The 16,435-nt window shown below is 68.3% G+C and carries 15 protein-coding genes and 1 pseudogene; 13 read left to right on the forward strand and 3 right to left on the reverse strand.

What is annotated here, in order from left to right; all coding sequences use genetic code 11:
• Positions 1 to 5 precede the first annotated feature (5 nt).
• Positions 6 to 329 carry a hypothetical protein gene (locus CFW40_RS29625; RefSeq protein WP_088800866.1) on the forward strand — a complete coding sequence of 108 codons (324 nt, stop codon included), beginning with the start codon at positions 6 to 8 and terminating at the stop codon, positions 327 to 329.
• A 62-nt stretch (positions 330 to 391) separates the two neighbouring features.
• Here the strand turns inward: CFW40_RS29625 and CFW40_RS29630 are convergent.
• A pseudogene (locus tag CFW40_RS29630) lies at positions 392 to 1,205 on the reverse strand (leucine zipper domain-containing protein).
• Between the two features lie 597 nt (positions 1,206 to 1,802).
• On the opposite strand from CFW40_RS29630, the gene CFW40_RS29635 reads away from it, so the two are divergent.
• Positions 1,803 to 2,351, forward strand: coding sequence for a DUF1062 domain-containing protein (locus tag CFW40_RS29635; protein ID WP_088800867.1), 549 nt, complete (start codon positions 1,803 to 1,805; stop codon positions 2,349 to 2,351).
• Positions 2,352 to 2,776: 425 nt separating this feature from the next.
• Here CFW40_RS29635 and CFW40_RS29640 read toward each other — a convergent pair whose 3' ends face one another.
• Positions 2,777 to 2,929, reverse strand: a complete 153-nt coding sequence (locus CFW40_RS29640; protein WP_305524056.1) for a hypothetical protein — start codon at positions 2,927 to 2,929, stop codon at positions 2,777 to 2,779.
• A 296-nt stretch (positions 2,930 to 3,225) separates the two neighbouring features.
• Here CFW40_RS29640 and CFW40_RS29645 point away from each other — a divergent pair, with 296 nt between their 5' ends.
• From CFW40_RS29645 to CFW40_RS29675, 6 genes are all read left to right on the forward strand, one after another.
• On the forward strand, positions 3,226 to 3,780 hold the full coding sequence (locus CFW40_RS29645) for a hypothetical protein (protein ID WP_088800868.1): 555 nt from the start codon (positions 3,226 to 3,228) through the stop codon (positions 3,778 to 3,780).
• 132 nt (positions 3,781 to 3,912) lie between these two features.
• On the forward strand, positions 3,913 to 5,148 hold the full coding sequence (locus tag CFW40_RS29650; protein ID WP_088800869.1) for an IS701 family transposase: 1,236 nt from the start codon (positions 3,913 to 3,915) through the stop codon (positions 5,146 to 5,148).
• 994 nt (positions 5,149 to 6,142) lie between these two features.
• Positions 6,143 to 7,285, forward strand: a complete 1,143-nt coding sequence (locus CFW40_RS29660; RefSeq protein ID WP_088800870.1) for a site-specific integrase — start codon at positions 6,143 to 6,145, stop codon at positions 7,283 to 7,285.
• Between the two features lie 286 nt (positions 7,286 to 7,571).
• Entirely contained in the window at positions 7,572 to 8,855 is a 1,284-nt protein-coding gene (gene pcaC / locus CFW40_RS29665) for a 4-carboxymuconolactone decarboxylase (protein ID WP_088800871.1), read from the forward strand.
• 147 nt (positions 8,856 to 9,002) lie between these two features.
• The gene (locus tag CFW40_RS29670) at positions 9,003 to 9,647 is read left to right on the forward strand and encodes an MBL fold metallo-hydrolase (protein ID WP_088800872.1); all 645 of its coding nucleotides are present in this window, start codon (positions 9,003 to 9,005) and stop codon (positions 9,645 to 9,647) included.
• Between the two features lie 37 nt (positions 9,648 to 9,684).
• Positions 9,685 to 10,464, forward strand: a complete 780-nt coding sequence (locus tag CFW40_RS29675) for an exodeoxyribonuclease III (protein WP_088800873.1) — start codon at positions 9,685 to 9,687, stop codon at positions 10,462 to 10,464.
• A gap of 84 nt (positions 10,465 to 10,548) precedes the next feature.
• On the opposite strand, the gene CFW40_RS29680 is transcribed toward CFW40_RS29675, so the two are convergent.
• Positions 10,549 to 12,375: an SGNH/GDSL hydrolase family protein gene (locus CFW40_RS29680; protein ID WP_088800874.1), complete on the reverse strand. Its 1,827-nt coding sequence runs from the start codon at positions 12,373 to 12,375 to the stop codon at positions 10,549 to 10,551.
• Between the two features lie 215 nt (positions 12,376 to 12,590).
• Here CFW40_RS29680 and CFW40_RS29685 point away from each other — a divergent pair, with 215 nt between their 5' ends.
• The 5 genes from CFW40_RS29685 to CFW40_RS29705 all read left to right on the forward strand — a co-directional run bounded on the left by CFW40_RS29685 (position 12,591) and on the right by CFW40_RS29705 (position 16,429).
• Positions 12,591 to 13,031: a DUF6278 family protein gene (locus CFW40_RS29685; RefSeq protein ID WP_088800875.1), complete on the forward strand. Its 441-nt coding sequence runs from the start codon at positions 12,591 to 12,593 to the stop codon at positions 13,029 to 13,031.
• Positions 13,032 to 13,209: 178 nt separating this feature from the next.
• On the forward strand, positions 13,210 to 13,953 hold the full coding sequence (locus CFW40_RS29690) for an amino acid ABC transporter ATP-binding protein (protein WP_088800876.1): 744 nt from the start codon (positions 13,210 to 13,212) through the stop codon (positions 13,951 to 13,953).
• Between the two features lie 14 nt (positions 13,954 to 13,967).
• The gene (locus tag CFW40_RS29695) at positions 13,968 to 14,906 is read left to right on the forward strand and encodes a glutamate ABC transporter substrate-binding protein (RefSeq protein WP_088802439.1); all 939 of its coding nucleotides are present in this window, start codon (positions 13,968 to 13,970) and stop codon (positions 14,904 to 14,906) included.
• A gap of 18 nt (positions 14,907 to 14,924) precedes the next feature.
• A complete protein-coding gene (locus tag CFW40_RS29700) occupies positions 14,925 to 15,569 on the forward strand; it encodes an amino acid ABC transporter permease (protein WP_088800877.1) in 645 nt (214 codons plus the stop codon).
• A complete protein-coding gene (locus CFW40_RS29705) occupies positions 15,566 to 16,429 on the forward strand; it encodes an amino acid ABC transporter permease (RefSeq protein ID WP_088800878.1) in 864 nt (287 codons plus the stop codon). Before CFW40_RS29700 ends, CFW40_RS29705 begins: the two co-directional genes overlap by 4 nt.
• The last annotated feature ends 6 nt before the right edge of the window (positions 16,430 to 16,435 follow it).

Here is a 16,435-nt window from a genome sequence, read left to right on the forward strand (position 1 = left end):
GCACCATGACCGACCATCACACCTACGGCACCAGCACCCACACCGCCGACGACCTGGTCTGGCTCGTCAGTGACTGTCTCGGGCTGGTCTTCACCGAGCACGAGAGCGACTACCGGGGTGTCTACCACCTCGCCAGCAGCCCCAACGGACGGGTCGAGATCCAGCCCAACCCGATCCCCGGCGACGGCGGTGAAGACAACCTCTACGCTCCGGAACACCCGTGGGCCCAGACGCTGTTGCTCACCACCACGCCGGTTGCGGACCCCGCCATGCAGGCCCGCCTGGGCTCCGTCGAAGGGCTCATTCACCTGAACCACGAGACCATGTGAACAGCTACTGATCCACGGCTTTTGACAATTGCTCGGGGCGCTCCCCTGTGCGTGCCTACGCCCTAGGTGTATTGACCCGTAGCGTTGTTCACACGGCTGATAGGCGGTTGCCCTTTGAGTGCGGTGTGGCAGCTGTGGTGGTTGTAGGTGTGGAGGAAGTCTGTCAGGGCTTCGGTGCGCTCGGTGTTGCTGGTTTCGGTAGGACCAGGCGTTATCGGTCAGGACACGTTCGATGCGGTTGATGCCGTGGCGGCGGAAGAACGCGGCGGCCCGGGCGAGGAAGGCTGCGCAGGTGGCGACCTTCTCGTCCGTGTGGATCTCGGTGTAGGCCAGGCGGGAGTGGTCGTCGACGGCGGAGTGCAGGTAGTCGAAGCCCATGCCGCGGATGGGCCGGCCTGCGTCGCGGCCGTGGACTTTGTGGCCGCCGCCGTCGGGGATCCGGCCGAGTTTCTTGACATCGACGTGGACCAGTTCTCCTGGGCGTTGGCGTTCGTAGCGGCGGATGATCTGGCCGGTGGGCCGGTCGATGAACGCCAGCCGGTTCAGACCGTGCCGGGTCAGGATCCGGTGGACGGTTGTGGTGGGCAGGCCCAGGATCGGACCGATGCGGGCCGGGCCGAGTTTGCGGTCCTGCCGCAGGCGGCACACCTGTGACTCGGTTCGGGCCGCAGTGCGGTGCGGTGTTGTCCGGGGCCGGCTGGAGCGGTCGTGCAGGCCTGCTTCGCCTTCAGTTCGCCAGCGGCGGACCCATTTGTGGGCCGTGACGCGGGAGACGCCCATCTCGGCTGCGGCATGGGCGACGGGGCGGCCGGCGTAGACACGATCGACCAGCAGTCGCCTGCCGAAGACGGTCAGCCGGGCATTACGGTGGGACACGAAGACCTCCGTGCGGTGAAGCGTAGACACCTCCACCACACCGGAGGTCTTCGCCATTGATCAAGACCCAGCGGCTGTTAACAACGCTCGTGATCAATACACTTAGTCCTTTCAGCACGGGCCGATCGTTACCGACCTGGGATTGCTCGCGCCCGTTCGCGGCGGGCCCGTGCGAGTCGTCGCGATGCATTCCCCCGAGCACGCGGGCGAGTTGGGCGCGAAATTGCTCCTCCTCGGTGAGCCTCCGGATGCGGGCTTGGCGGCTTCATGCCGCCGCAGCACCGAAGTGTCAGAGGTTGAGAGCGGACAGCGCAAGATCCTTGTAGACGGACGGGCTACTGTCCGTGGACAGAGGTGTGCGGATGTGGGAAACCGGCAGTCCATGATCCGCTGGACAGCACCTGGCGTGGGGCGCTCGAAAACCAGTGGAACAGCGCCGCTGAGCGCCATTACCGTGTTGCCGAGCCAAGTCGTCTAGTCAAGGACGTGCCGTTGTACACCCTGTGAGACCTCCCAAGAGCTGATGTGTCGCGCGTCGCGCATGTGCGCCTGCGCTCCTTTTTGCTGCGGACTTCTCACTGAAACCGGTGTACTTCTGTGCTCAATAGCTGGGTGGTCATGCCCACCTGCCTGCCGACCGTTCTCCGCCGTTGCCACGCGTGCGCGTCCGAGCGCTTCCGGGCAAACGGTAAATTTCGCGTCAATGCAAACCACAAGCTCCTCGACGCCTGGCTCCTCGTGCTCTGTACCGCTTGCGGGGACACGGTAAAGCTCACGGTCCTGGAGCGGATGAACGTGCGCTCCGTACGACCTGAGCTGCTGGACCGGATGCATGACAACGACCCTGGTCTGGCAGCTGAGTTGCTCCAGGATCCGGTCGTGCGGCGCCGTAATCGCATCGCCCTCGACTGGGACAACGCCTGGCGCCTCGACACCGGCGGATCGGATCACCTGGACCGCGAGGTGATCGACGTCTCGGTCCGCTTTGCAGCGCGGATCCCTGTCCGGCCGGTGCGGCTGATCGCTGAAGGTTGCGGTCTTTCGCGGGCCGAGGTCGAGAGACTGATCACGGAGGGGAAACTCGTTTCGGTAGCCCGGCTGAGCGGCAAGCTCTCCGGCGACTTCACCTTCACGCTCAAGCGCTGAGCCCCCCTCGGGATCAGGGGCCTGTCCGGCAAGATCCGCCGGACAGGCCCTATCGGCAACCAGCGATCCCGTTGTGATCGACCGTCAGGATCTCGATGCCATCGCTCGCCATGCGACGCGGCCCCATGTCGTGCTCGCGCTCCGGCGGAACTCGACGCGGAGCTCTTTCTGGCGGCACTGTGGCAAACCCCGCTGGGTCGCACACCCACGGCGCATCATTACGACCTCGGGCCGGTAAGCCGCTCGGGTGGATCCCGACTGCATCCTCAGCGATCTGCGCTGTGTGCATCAGGGGCCCGATGAATGTCAGTGCTAATTAGAGTCCGGGGGGTCGGCTCGTCTGTCGAATCCGCCGGGCTCAACCCGGCCGCGTGCTAAGGGACTTGGGGGGAGCGGCTGTATGAGTGGCACGCGCGGCAGCCGCCTCAGCGCACCCGCCGGTCCTCCAGCGGCGCCGCCATCAGTACCTCGTCGGCGGTGTGCGGGAGGTGCGGGGTGTGGTTTACCAGGCGGGCCGAGTTGCCGACGACGGCGATGCTGCTGGTGTTGTGGAGGAGGGCGGCGAGGACCGGGTCCATCGAGCCGCCGGCGCCGGCGATCAGGCCGAGGAGGTTGACGCCGATGGCGAGGCCGTAGTTCTGGCGGACGACACCGCGTTGCCAGGGCCTCCGCTGCTTCGATCCCAGGTCGAGACGCCTCAGGAACCGCAGAGCCCCTGGAGGTGCAACTGCCTAGCGAACGCGATGTGGTGGAAGGCGCCCAGGAACAGTTCCGCCTCAGCTATGCCGCGGCCTAGTACTCCAGCTGTAGATCGCGATCTTGGCTGATCAATATTCGATCGCATCAGACAGAGGTGGGCTGCCAGGCTGCGGACATGGATCATGCAGAAGCGCTGCTCATCGGAGGACGGGCCGGGGTTGGCAAGACGAGTGTGGGGTGGGAGGTTTCGGCGTTGCTGCGGGGCGCTGCGGTTCCTCACGCGGTCATCGATGGTGACTTCATGGGGCAGGTGCATCCGGCTCCGGAGGGAGACCCTCACCGCGCGGAGATCACTGAGAGCAATCTGACTGCGGTGTGGGCGAACTACGCCCGGCGGGGTTACCGGCGTTTGATCTACACGAACACGCTGAGCGTGATGCCTGAGGCGTCCGGCATGTTCGAGCGGGCCATGGGTAGCCGGGTGCGGATCGTTAGGGTTCTGCTCACGGCCACCGACGCCACTACACGTGCACGGCTGGAGCGCCGGGAACTTGGCTCGGAGCTGGAGACGGAGTGGGAAAGCAGTACGCGTAAGGCGCGGTTGCTGGATCAGCGGATTCCTGCCGATGCGGTGAGGGTCGCGACGGACGGACGTGCTGTCGCGGACATCGCGCGCGAGGTGATGGCCGCCACCGGCTGGATCGGGCAGCACTCCGCGGTCAGGCCGTGATCATGCCGGTGGACCGGTCCGGGAGCGGCCGCGGCCACCGGTGATCATCGGTGTGTGAAGACAGAAGATCAGTCGGTGGCCGCGGGGCACAGCATAGATTCCGGCCGCTGGCAGGAGACGTTCGAGGTCCTGATGGGCCGTATCGTGGGGCGGTTCGTGCGGGTGGAACCACGGCGCCGGGCACGGGCGTTCGTGCTGGGGCTGTTGTCGGAGCTGCCACGCAAGAACTGCTGGACGCTCGCTGAGCATGCCGGGGATGCGACCCCCTACGGTCTGCAGCACCTGCTGTCGAGGGCCAAATGGGATGCCGATGCGGTACGTGACGATATCCGCAGCTTTGTCGTCGAGCATCTGCGCCACGAAGACACGGTGCTGGTGGTGGATGAGACCGGCGACCTGAAGAAGGGCACGCACACGGTGGGTGTGCAGCGCCAGTACACCGGCACCGCCGGACGCATCGAGAACAGTCAGGTCGCCGTCTACCTCGCCTTCTCCACCCCGCTCGGGCATGCGGCGATCGACCGAGAGCTATATGTCCCGCGTTCCTGGACCGAGAACACGGCCCGCTGCCGTGCGGCCGGGATACCCGACACCGTCCGCTTCACCACGAAACCCGCCCTCGCCGCCCGCATGATCAGCCGCGCGCTGGACGCCGGCGTCCCCGCATCATGGGTGGCCGGCGATGAGGTCTACGGAGGCAACCCACACCTGCGAACCGAGCTGGAAAGACGCGGGACCGGCTACGTACTCGCCGTCGGCCGCGACCACCAGATCGCCACCCACGCGGGCAAGTTCAGGGCCGACGCCCTGGTCAAGAAGCTGCCGAAGCGGGCCTGGCAGAAGCTCTCCGCCGGCGTCGGAGCAAAAGGGCACCGCTTCTACGACTGGGCCCTGGCCGACATCGTCGACGACCGGCCTGGCCACCATCATCTGCTCATGCGCCGCAACCGGCGCATCGGCGAACTCGCCTTCTACCGCTGCTACTCAGCGACTCAAAGGCCGCTGTCCACCCTGGTGCAGGTCGCCGGGCGCAGATGGACCGTCGAAGAGACCTTCCAGTCCGGCAAGGGCCTGGCCGGACTGGACGAACACCAGGTCAGACGCTGGACGTCCTGGCATCGCTGGGTCACCCTCGCGATGCTCGCCCATGCCTTTCTCGCCGTCGTCCGCGCCGACGAAGACGCCCGCCGCCCCAGGACGGACGGGCTGATACCGCTCACCTGCAACGAGATCCAGCGCCTGTTCAACGCACTCATCGTTCGGCTTGTCCACGACACGTCCCACAGGCTCGACTGGTCCCACTGGCGACGCCACCACCAGGTCCGGTCCCAGGCCAGCCACTACCAGCGACAAGCCGCTCAGGCATGAAGATCGCGATCTACAACTGGAGTACTAGGCCCTTCCTAACGAGTTTTTCCAGCAGCATGGGGGGCTCCACACAGGCTCTCGGAGAGGCATTCGCCCACAGCAGACAAGAAAAGACTCCAAAGGACTGGAAGCCTTCGCCGAGATCATGTCAAGGTATAACGCCTCGGATGACACCAAGCCTGAGGTGCAGTTGTTCCGGTGCGGCCAGGGTTGTGACCAATTCGGAATCCTGCGCCGGGCTACTGCAGCCTTGCTGGAACGCTCCCTTTTTTGGAGGCACGTCTGTCTGTTTCCCCTATTCGATCTGTCCGCTTCACCTCTCCCGTTCTCCTCGCGCTTGGTGCGCTGAACGCCTGGTCTGGCCAGGCGGCGGGCGACTACGGAGCCGTCTCCACCGGCCTGTGCCTCTGAGTCTGCGCGGCCGGGCTGTTCGGCGAGGATCTGCTGCAACGCGGCTATCGCGTTGACCGAGCTGTCCTCGCACACGTTGCGGCACACCCCGGAGCTGATACTCGGTACGTAGCCCGTGCGGTCGGGGTCACTGAGCGCGTTGCGGCGCGAAGTCTTGACCGCCTCATGGATGACGGTCATCTGGCGCTTGTATCGGACGGCGCAACCCCAGCCCTGCGCTCATACCGGCTGGCTTCCTGACTGTGGCCAGCCTGAGGAGCTGTCGGATTCCTCCGATGCGATGCGCAACATAGACCACGATCGCCGGTTAGCCAATCCGGCGATCGTGACGACCATTGAGGGTGTTCGCATTCGACTGCGCGCGGCGGGGGAGCCGTAGCAGACGCAATAGACGGCTCTCTAAACCCAGAAGAGGAAGAGAACGGCACCATCTGGTGATGCCCGGATGGCCGCGTGCACTTCGCAAATACCACTGAGCCTAGCCAACGTGGCGTCTCTAGGCGCTGAAGGAGAGTGAGTAATCCTGTCCGTTCCGATAAAGAAGCTCCCGCCCAACGCCAAGGGGCAGGTCCGGTACCGGTTCGTGGTCGATGTAGGGATCGATCCCGCCACCGGGAAGCGCAAGCAGCTAACGCGTACGTTCGACACGATGAAGGAAGCGAGGGCTGAGTACGCACGCATCACTAGCCGTCGCCACGAAGGGACGTTCGTACCGCCTAATAAGATCACCGTGAATGAGTGGCTTGACGAGTGGCTAGCCATGCGGGCTGAAGACCTGGAAGAAACCACTATCTACAACTACCGGATCACCCTCGACCGCACACGGGGAAAGTTGGGCCATATCCGCCTTCAGGAACTCCGGGAAGAGGATGTGGAAGAGTGGATGAACTGGGCTCTGAAACATGGGCGCCTACGTGGAGGTAAGGCTGGCACCCCGCTCGGCGTGACCAGCGTGGACATGAGCCTCGCCCGGCTGAAGGAGGCTCTTGGTCGGGCAGTGACGCGTCGGCTGGTGTCCGTGAACGCGGCCGAGCACGTGAGCATTCCGCGTAAGGCACGCAAGGAAGAGCGTAAGAACAAGCAGGAGGTGATGCCCTGGAACGTTCAGGAGGTGCAGACGTTCGTTCATGGGATCTTGGAAGAGCGGCTCTACGCTCCGCTTCTACTGTCTCTCATGGGCCTACGCCCGGCTGAGGTCTGCGGACTTCGGTGGACAGATGTCGACCTGGATGCCGCCAGTATCACCATCGCCAACACGCGCACGATGATGGGAAATCGGTACGTGGTGGAGAAGGACACCAAATCGATGGCCGGCGAACCGGCACTCCCGTTGCCCGCTCCGGTGCTGGCTGCCCTCACGTCGTTCAAGGCTCTCCAGGCCAAGGAGAAGCTGGCTCTGGGCGAGGCTTACGTAGCCTCCGGCTACGTCCTGGTGCACGAGACGGGCGTGGCGTTCACGATCAAGCAGTTCCGTCGACGCGCGTACCGGCTCATGGATCTCCTTGGCCTCCGTCGCGTTCGGGTATACGACGCTCGTGCGTCGTGCTTCACGTACCTGGCGAACAAGGGCGTGCCGGACCACATCCTTGCGCGGTGGGCCGGACACACGAACGCGAAGACCACCAAGCGGTGGTACGTCAAGCCGGACGTGGAAGATCTTCGCGAAGCCGCCACAGCGTGGGATGGCTTGCACGGGGTTCCGACCCCAGCACGTGAGAAATTGTGAGATCTGAGAGCGCGTAGGGGGTAAGTGAGACATCTGCACACCCTGCAAGGCTGCCTTGATGGGACAGAAGACGCCCCGGTCCTGATCACGAGCAAGGCACCGGCGTCCGTACCGGCGGAGCATGGTGAGCTACGACGAGCCGAGTCATCCGATTGTCCACGTCGTCTAGGCGGTAGAGGCCCTGACCTGCGCAAACTCCGCTTCGGTCGTGGCCGGCGGGCACACTCCGACGGCTCTTCCTGACCCGGGCGTCAGGACTCCGTCAAAGAGCCGGTAGCGTGGCCGGGTGAGTGAGAAGACCCTGCAACACCGGATTGATGGTCCCGACGACGCCCCCGTACTCGTCCTCGGCGCCGCGCTGGGTACCACATGGCACATGTGGGACCGGCAGATCCCCGAGCTGACCCGCCACTGGCGTGTGATCCGTTTCGACCTTCCCGGACACGGCGGCTCGCCCGCCCACGCGGCGGCCTCCATCGCGGAGCTGGGCGACCGGCTGATCGCCACCCTCGACGCCCTGGGTGTGGACCGCTTCGGCTATGCCGGCTGCGACATCGGCGGAGCCATCGGCATCCAGCTGGCGCTCACCCGCCCGCACCAGGTCACCTCGCTCGCCCTGGTGTCCACCTCGCCGCGGTACGGCACCGCCGACGCCTGGCGTCAGCGCGGTGTGGTCATCCGCACGAACGGGCTGGAACCGATCGCCCGCACCGCGCCCGAGCACTGGTTCACCCAGGGCTTCGCCGGTGCCCAGCCCGCGATCGTCGAATGGGCCGTCCAGATGGTGCGGACCACCGACCCCGGCTGCTACATCGCCGCCTGCGAGGCGCTGGCATCCTTCGACGTGCGGTCCTCCCTCGGCCGGATCGGCGTCCCCACCCTCGCCGTGGTCGGCTCCGAGGACCAGGTCACCCCGACCACCGACGCCCGCACCCTCGTCGCCGGAATACCCGACGCGAGCCTGGCGCTGGTGCCAGGCACCTCCCACCTCGCGCCCGTCGAGCAGCCCTCGGCCGTCACCGAACTCCTCATCCGGCACTTCTCCACCGCCTGGCACGACAAGCCCGGCCCTGGTGGCCAGACCGCCCTCGGCGCCTCGGCACCCAAGCCGCAGATCGCGCCCCCGCCGCCCCCGATGGCGCCGCCCGCCGCCATAGAGTCCGGCCTCGCCCAGCCGGAACAGGCCCGCGGCGCCACCTATGAAGCGGGCATCAAGGTCCGCCGTGAGGTCCTGGGCGACGCCCATGTCGACCGGGTCGAGGCCGCCGCCGACGACTTCACCGGCGACTTCCACGACTTCATCACCCGCTACGCCTGGGGCGAGACCTGGACCCGGCCGGGCCTGGACCGCCGTACCCGCAGCGTCATCACGCTCACCGCGCTGGTCGCCCGCGGCCACCACGACGAGCTGGCGCTGCACACCCGCGCGGCCCTGCGCAACGGCCTCACCCCCACGGAGATCAAGGAAGTCCTGCTGCACACCGCCGTCTACTGCGGTGTCCCGGCAGCGAACTCCGCCTTCGCGGTCGCCCAGCGGGTGATACGGGAGGAGACGACGCCCGAGGCCTGAGGGCCGGGGAGCACACGGCCCGCGAGGAGCGCGTCCAGGGTGAGGGGCACGCTCGGGAGACATGTGCACGGGAAGGGCGCGCCCAGCGTGCCCGCAGCCGGGGGGCGGGAGCACACGCACCGCGGCCCGTCACGGCAAGATGGGCCCATGGAACTCACCAAGAAGACCCACGCCTGTGTCCGGCTGGAGAAGGACGGGCGGACGCTCGTCATCGACCCCGGTGTCTTCAGCGAGGAGGACGCGGCCGTCGGCGCGGACGCGATCCTGGTCACCCATGAGCACATGGACCACTTCAACGAGGACCGGCTGCGGGCGGGTATGGAGGCCAACCCGGCGGCCGAGATCTGGACGCCGGCCAGCGTCGCCGACCAGCTCGCCGGAGCGTTCCCCGGCCGGGTGCACACGGTCGGCGACGGGGACACCTTCACCGCCGCCGGCTTCGAGGTGGAGGTGCACGGCCAGCTGCACGCCGTCATCCACCCCGACATCCCGCGCATCACCAACGTCGGCTTCCTGATCGACGGCGGCACGGTCTTCCACCCGGGCGACGCCCTCACCGTCCCGGAGGGCCGTACGGTCGACACCCTGCTGCTGCCCGTCCACGCCCCCTGGAACAAGGTCGCCGAGGTCATCGACTATGTGCGCGAGGTCGCGCCGCGACGGGCCATCGACATCCACGACAGCCTGCTCCAGGACCGCGCCCGCCCGGTCTACGACTCCATGATCGAAAATTTGGGCGGCGGGGCCGAGCACGGCCGGCTCACCCCGGGGCACCGGACCGCCCTCGGCTGAGGGCCGGCTGTCAGTGCCGCGCGGTAGGTTTACCGGCATGCGCATCGCGACCTGGAACGTCAATTCGATCACCGCCCGCCTTCCGAGGCTGCTGGCCTGGCTGGAGCGCACCGGCACGGACGTGCTGTGCCTCCAGGAGACCAAGTGCACCGCCGAGCAGTTCCCGTACGACGAACTGCGCGAGCTCGGCTATGAAGCCGCGGTCAACGCCGACGGCAGGTGGAACGGCGTGGCCGTGCTGTCCAAGGTGGGGCTCGACGACGTGGTCAAGGGCCTGCCCGGCGGCCCGGACTACGACGGGGTTCAGGAGCCGCGGGCCGTCTCGGCGACCTGCGGCCCGGCCCGGGTGTGGTCGGTGTACGTGCCCAACGGCCGCGAGGTAGGTCATGCGCACTACACCTACAAGCTCGGCTGGTTCGAGGCGCTGAAGACGGCCGTCGCCGAGGACGCGGCGGGCTCCCGCCCGTTCGCGGTCCTCGGCGACTACAACGTCGCCCCGGCCGACGAGGACGTCTGGGACCCGGCCGTCTTCGAGGGCGCCACCCATGTCACGCCCGCCGAGCGCGCCGCCCTGACCGCCCTGCGCGAGGCGGGCCTGTCGGACGTCGTGCCGCGCCCCCTCAAGTACGACCGGCCCTACACCTACTGGGACTACCGCCAGCTCGCCTTCCCCAAGAACCGCGGGATGCGCATCGACCTCGTCTACGGCAACGGGCCGTTCGCCAAGGCCGTGTCGGACGCGTATGTGGACCGCGAGGAGCGCAAGGGCAAGGGCGCCTCGGACCATGCCCCGGTCGTGGTGGACCTCGATGTCTAGGAGGGTGTGACGGCCCCGGCCGGGAGCCCGCCGCGGGCCGGCCGGGGGCTGCGGGGCGCCGGGTGGCAGGCCCCGGGAACGGCCTCAGCTCCGTCCCGGGACCAGCGCCCGCAGGTCCACCGCGTTGCCGAGCGCCGCAAGGCCCGCGTCGCCGGGGTGGAGGTGGTCGCCGCTGTCGTAGGCAGGCAGCAGCCGTGCGGGCCGCTGCGGATCGCGGAGTACGGCGTCGAAATCCAGCGTCGCCTCGAAGACGGTGCCGGCGTGGCCGCGTACGAAGGCGTTGACGGCCTGGCGGCGGGCCTCCACGTCCGGGGTGCAGTCGGGGTAGCCCTCACAGGGCGCGATGGTCGCCACCACCACCCGCAGCCCCCGCTCGTGCGCCCGCCCCGCGAGGGCCCGCAGACCGGCGATGACCTCGTCGGCCGAGGTCCCCCAGCGCACATCGTTGATGCCCTCGAACACCACCACCGTCCGCGCCGAGGGCTGCGCCAGCACATCGCGCTCCAGCCGGTGCTGGGCGCTCACCCCGCCGGTGTCCGTGCTGACCCCGTCGCCCGGATAGCGGTCGGTGACGATCCGGTTCGCCGAGATGCCCTGGCCCAGCACGCCGTAGCGGGGCAGCGCGTGCTGCGCCTGGAAGCGGCGGGCCAGCACATCTGGCCAGCGCCGGTTGGTGCCGCTCGTCGACTTCACCCCGTCGGTGATCGAGTCGCCCAGTGCCACGATCGAGCCGGGCCCGCCCGCGACATCGACGCCGGTCAGGAACGGCCAGAAGGTCATCGTCCCGGTGTAGGCAGCGCCCCCGGCGTCCGCGGTGCGGTCCCCGCTGCCCGTGGTGCTCAGATACGACTGCTGGGCCGCCTCCTGGTGCACCGGCGCCGCCGTCACCGTTCCCGGCAGATGGAGGCTCACCAGCAGATCGGTGCCGGCCGGAACGGTGAAGTCGACGGGATCGCTGAACGCCTCGGCCCCGGCCGGTATGCGGACGCCGGTGTGCCCCTTGCCGAACGTCAGCGGCACCGGTGTGCGCTTCGCCGCCGCCCCCGCGCCCCGCACCGCGATGCTTGCCGCCCCGATGTCCACCGGTGCGGCGGCGAAGGTGTTGGCGATCCGTATGCGCGCCCGCGGCCCGCCCGCACCGCTGTGCACCACCAGCCGCAGCGTACGGTCGGTCCAGGGCCCGACCGTACGGTAGCCCGCCGTGCTCGCCGCCCAACTCCCGGTCCTGCCGCGCCCGGTGTCCCGTACGGACACCGCGAACACATGCAGCGCACCGGACGGCCCGGACGCCTCCGGCAGCACCACCGAGCCCACCTCCCGCCCCGCTCGCAGCGGCACGGTCACCGCATACAGCCGTGCCGTCCCGGGCAGCTGCCCGCCCGGAGCGTTCAGGTGCGGCAGCGTCACCGCCTTGGTGGCCGCCGGCCCCGACCGCCAGTCGGGCGCGGTGAGTTCGTAGGTGCTGTGCGACCCGTCCCGGTAGCGCACGGTCCCGGTGCCGGTGGCCGTACCGCCGGTCCCGGCGACCAGGAAGGTCAGCGCCTCGCCCCGGCCGCGTACCGCCACCGGCTGGCCGTCCGCCAGGACGTTGTCCGGCGTCCCGGGCGCGGTGCGCGGCAGTGCGAGCCGGGCCCCGTCGAGCGTCAGGGCGCTCCCGGGCGACCAGCCGGCCGCCGCCAGGTCCTGAGCGGACAGCGAACGGCCCGCCCCGTCGAAATCGGCCGCCTCGGGCCGGGAGTTGTCACTGACCGCCCGGTTGTCGAAGAGCCTGGCCAGGGGCAGCGGGCCGGGCGGTGCTCCGGCCGGCGACGGGTGCGCCGCGACGGCCGTCGCGGTTTCGGCAGCGGTGACCGGCGGTGCGGTCGCGGTGAGCAGCAGGACCAGGGCGGTGCCCCATCGTCGTACACGCATCGGTCCGTATCCCTCCGTGGGCGCGGGCGGGCAGGCATGAGCGGGTGTTCCAGGCCGGTCCTGCGAGAGGCGGGGGACTCCTGGGGGCCGGTCAGATCCGATCCGAGCGCCATGAAGGTAGGGAGGTGCGGGGGAAGCGTCAAGGTGACGAACGGGGTACGGGTGTGCCGCGCGCCTGTGGCCGCGGCCACAGGGTGGGTGGGACCCTGCAGACCATGAACATGTCTTTTCTGGACAAGTGGCGCAAGCGGCAGCATGCGCACCGGTCCGTGCCGCTCGCGGAGTCGGTGCGGGCCGATCCCGAAAGCGTCGTCGAGCTGCTGTCCGAGTGCGAACTGCTGAGGGCCCAGGCCGCCACGGAGGGCGTGGAACTGGACGACTCCGCAAGGTCGTTGGAGGCGCTGGACCAGCTGCGGCCGGTCTGGCGGGACGACCCGGAGGTGCTGCCCTGGCTCGGCAACGACGCCGGTCTCTACCTCGGCACGGTCGTCGTCCGCACGGTACCCGGCGCCACGTGGCACGTCCGGCCGGACGGGCAGCCGGTGGTCCGGCTGGAGTCCGGGCGGGAGATCGACGTGGTGGCCATGGGTCATGGGTGGGCCGATATCGGCGCGCCGGAGCTGTCGCAGGTCTACGCCGAGGTCTCGGAGAGCTGACCTCCTCCGCCCGGGATGCCGCGGCAACGGCCCGCGCCGGCCTCGCGCCGGGTTCCTCCGTCACCCTGATTCACCCGCCCATCTCTCCGCATACGTGCGTGTCAAGGGAGAAGCGCCCTATTCGCCCCGGTAGGTTGCGAGTTCTCCGCTGTACGGATGAGAGTGGGCAGGTCTGCATATGGCCGGTGATGCGCTGATTGAACTGCGCGGGGTCAACAAGCACTACGGAAAACTGCATGTCCTGCGGGACATCGACCTCACCGTCGGCCGCGGGGAGGTGGTCGTGGTCATCGGGCCCTCCGGGTCCGGGAAGTCCACCCTGTGCCGGGCCATCAACCGCCTGGAGACCGTCGAGTCGGGCACCATCGAGCTGGACGGCCGGCCGCTGCCCGAAGAGGGCCGCGCACTGGCCCAGTTGCGGGCCGAGGTCGGCATGGTCTTCCAGTCCTTCAACCTCTTCGCCCACAAGACGGTGCTGGACAATGTGATGCTGGCGCCGATAAAGGTCCGGAAGAAAAAGAAGGACGAGGCCGCGCGGCGCGCCCGTGAACTCCTGGACCGGGTGGGGCTCGCCTCCCAGGCCGAAAAGTATCCGGCACAGCTCTCCGGCGGCCAGCAGCAGCGCGTCGCCATCGCCCGCGCACTGGCCATGGACCCCAAGGCGCTGCTCTTCGACGAACCGACCTCCGCCCTCGACCCGGAGATGATCAACGAGGTGCTGGAGGTCATGCGGCAGCTCGCCCGGGACGGCATGACGATGGTCGTGGTCACCCATGAGATGGGCTTCGCCCGCTCTGCCGCCAACCGTGTGGTGTTCATGGACGACGGCCGCATCGTCGAGGACCGCACCCCCGAGGACTTCTTCACCGCGCCGCGCAGCGAACGGGCGAAGGACTTCCTCTCCAAGATCCTCAAGCACTGAACGGGGGTGCCGTGATGCCGCACTGCCACTCCTCGCCCCTGCGCCGCGTCCTCGTGGGCTGCGTGCTCGTCGTGTTCGCCGTGCTCGCGCTGGCCCTCGCCGGCTGCGGCCGGGAAGGAAGCCCGCCGGTCAAGGGCCCCAAGGGCAGCGAGTTGCCGCACTATCCGGTCGCCAAGAACTTCTCGCTGCCCGCCTCCCCGACCTGGGTACGGGCCAAGCGCCGCGGCCACCTCATCATCGGCGTCAAGGAGGACCAGCCCTATCTCGGCGAGAAGGACCCGGCCACCGGCCAGTACACCGGCTTCGACATCGAGATCGCCAAGATGATGTCCGCCGCCCTCGGCTTCCCGCCGCACACCATCCAGTTCCAGACGATCGCCTCCGCCAACCGCGAGACGGCCCTGCAGAACGGCCAGATCGACCTCTACGTCGGCACCTACACCATCAACGCCAAGCGCAAGAAGCTGGTGGGCTTCGCCGGCCCGTACTACATGGCCGGCCAGTCGCTGCTGGTGCGCACCGACGAGCACGACATCAAGGGGCCGCAGGACCTGGCCGGCAAACGGGTCTGCTCGGCGGCCGGCTCGACCCCCTTCCAGCGCATCCAGGCCGAGTACCCCAAGGCCGTGCTGGTCGCCTACGACACCTACTCGGTGTGCGTCGACAACCTGCTCACCTACCAGGTCGCCGCGGTCACCACCGACGACGCGATCCTGCTGGGCTACGCGGCCAAGGCGCGCGACGAGCTGAAGGTGGTCGGCAAGCCGTTCTCCCTGGAGCCGTACGGCATCGGCGTGCCCCGCGGCGACAACGCGCTGCGGTTCGCGCTCGACGACGCCCTCGCCGCGAACGAGAAGAACGGCAACTGGAAGAAGGCGTACGAAGCGACCCTCGGCCTGTCCGGAGCCCCCGCCCCCAAGCCGCCCCCGATCGACCGCTACCCGGCGACCTGAGCCGCCAAGGACTGACCGATGAACGTTCTCCTCGACAACCTCTCCCTCTACGGGAAGGGCCTGCTGGGCACCGTCGAACTCACCGTCTTCGCCTCGCTGCTCGCGCTCGTCCTCGGTTTCCTGATGGCCGCGTTCCGGGTGGCGCCGGTCGGCTCCCTGCGGGCCTTCGGCACGGCCTGGGTGACGGTGCTGCGCAACACGCCGCTTACGCTGCTGTTCTTCGCGGTGGTGCTGGGCCTGCCACGCTTCGGCTTCGTCCTGCCCTTCAACCTCTTCGCCATCCTGGCACTGGGCTGCTACACCTCCGCCTTCATCTGCGAGGCGGTGCGCTCCGGCATCAACACCGTGCCGGTCGGCCAGGGCGAGGCGGCCCGCAGCCTGGGCATGACCTTCCCGCAGACGCTCGGTGACATCGTCCTGCCGCAGGCCTTCCGGTCCGTCATCCCGCCCATCGGCTCCACCCTGATCGCGCTCGCCAAGAACTCCGCGATCGCCGGCGCCTTCAGCGTCACCGAACTGCTGGGGGTCTACAAACCGCTCAGCGAGATGGGTTACGCCATCATCTGGACCTTCGTCTGGATCGCCGTCGGCTATCTGATCGTGACCCTGACCATCAGCGCGCTCTTCAACGTGCTGGAGAAGCGCTTCGGAGTCGCCCGATGACCACCGCCCTCTACGACGTCGCGGGCCCGCGGACCAGGCAGCGCCACCGGCTCTACGGCCTGGTCTCCACGGTACTGATCCTCGCCCTGATCGGCTGGATCCTCTACCTCCTCTTCGCCACCGGCCAGTTCACCGCGGCGAAGTGGAATCCCTTCACCTACAAGGGAATTCAGGAGCTCCTGCTGCGGGGCCTCGGCAACACCCTGAAGGCCTTCGCCCTCGCGGCGGTGCTGTCGCTGGCGCTGGGCGGAGTGCTGGCGACCGGCCGGCTCTCCGAGCACCGGACCGTGCGCTGGCTGTGCACGCTGCTGGTGGAGTTCTTCCGCGCCATGCCCGTACTGGTCATGATCTTCTTCATCTATGTGGCGGTGAAGGCGGAGCCGCTGGTCGCCCTGGTCACCGGACTGACGCTCTACAACGGCTCGGTGCTCGCCGAGGTCTTCCGTACCGGCGTCCACTCCGTCGACCGAGGACAGCGGGAGGCCGCCTACGCACTGGGCATGCACAAAACGCAGGTGATGACGCAGGTCCTGGTGCCGCAGGCGGTCCGGGCGATGCTCCCGGCGATCATCAGCCAGCTGGTGGTCGCCCTGAAGGACACCTCGCTCGGCTACCTCATCACCTACGAGGAGTTCCTGCACGCGGGCAAGCTGATCGCCTCCAACCTCGACTACGACCTGCCGTTCATCCCCGTCGTCATGATCATCTCGCCGATCTACATCGGGATGTGCATGCTGCTGTCCTGGCTGGCCCACTGGGTTTCCCGGCGCCAGCGGCGCAACCCCAAGGTGGAGGCCACCGAGGTGGCCGCCCCGGAGCCGGGCACCTTGCTGCCGGGGGGCCGACGACCGGCGGGGTGAGCCGCT

The organism is Streptomyces sp. 2114.4, assembly GCF_900187385.1.
Taxonomy (GTDB): Bacteria; Actinomycetota; Actinomycetes; order Streptomycetales; family Streptomycetaceae; genus Streptomyces; species Streptomyces mooreae.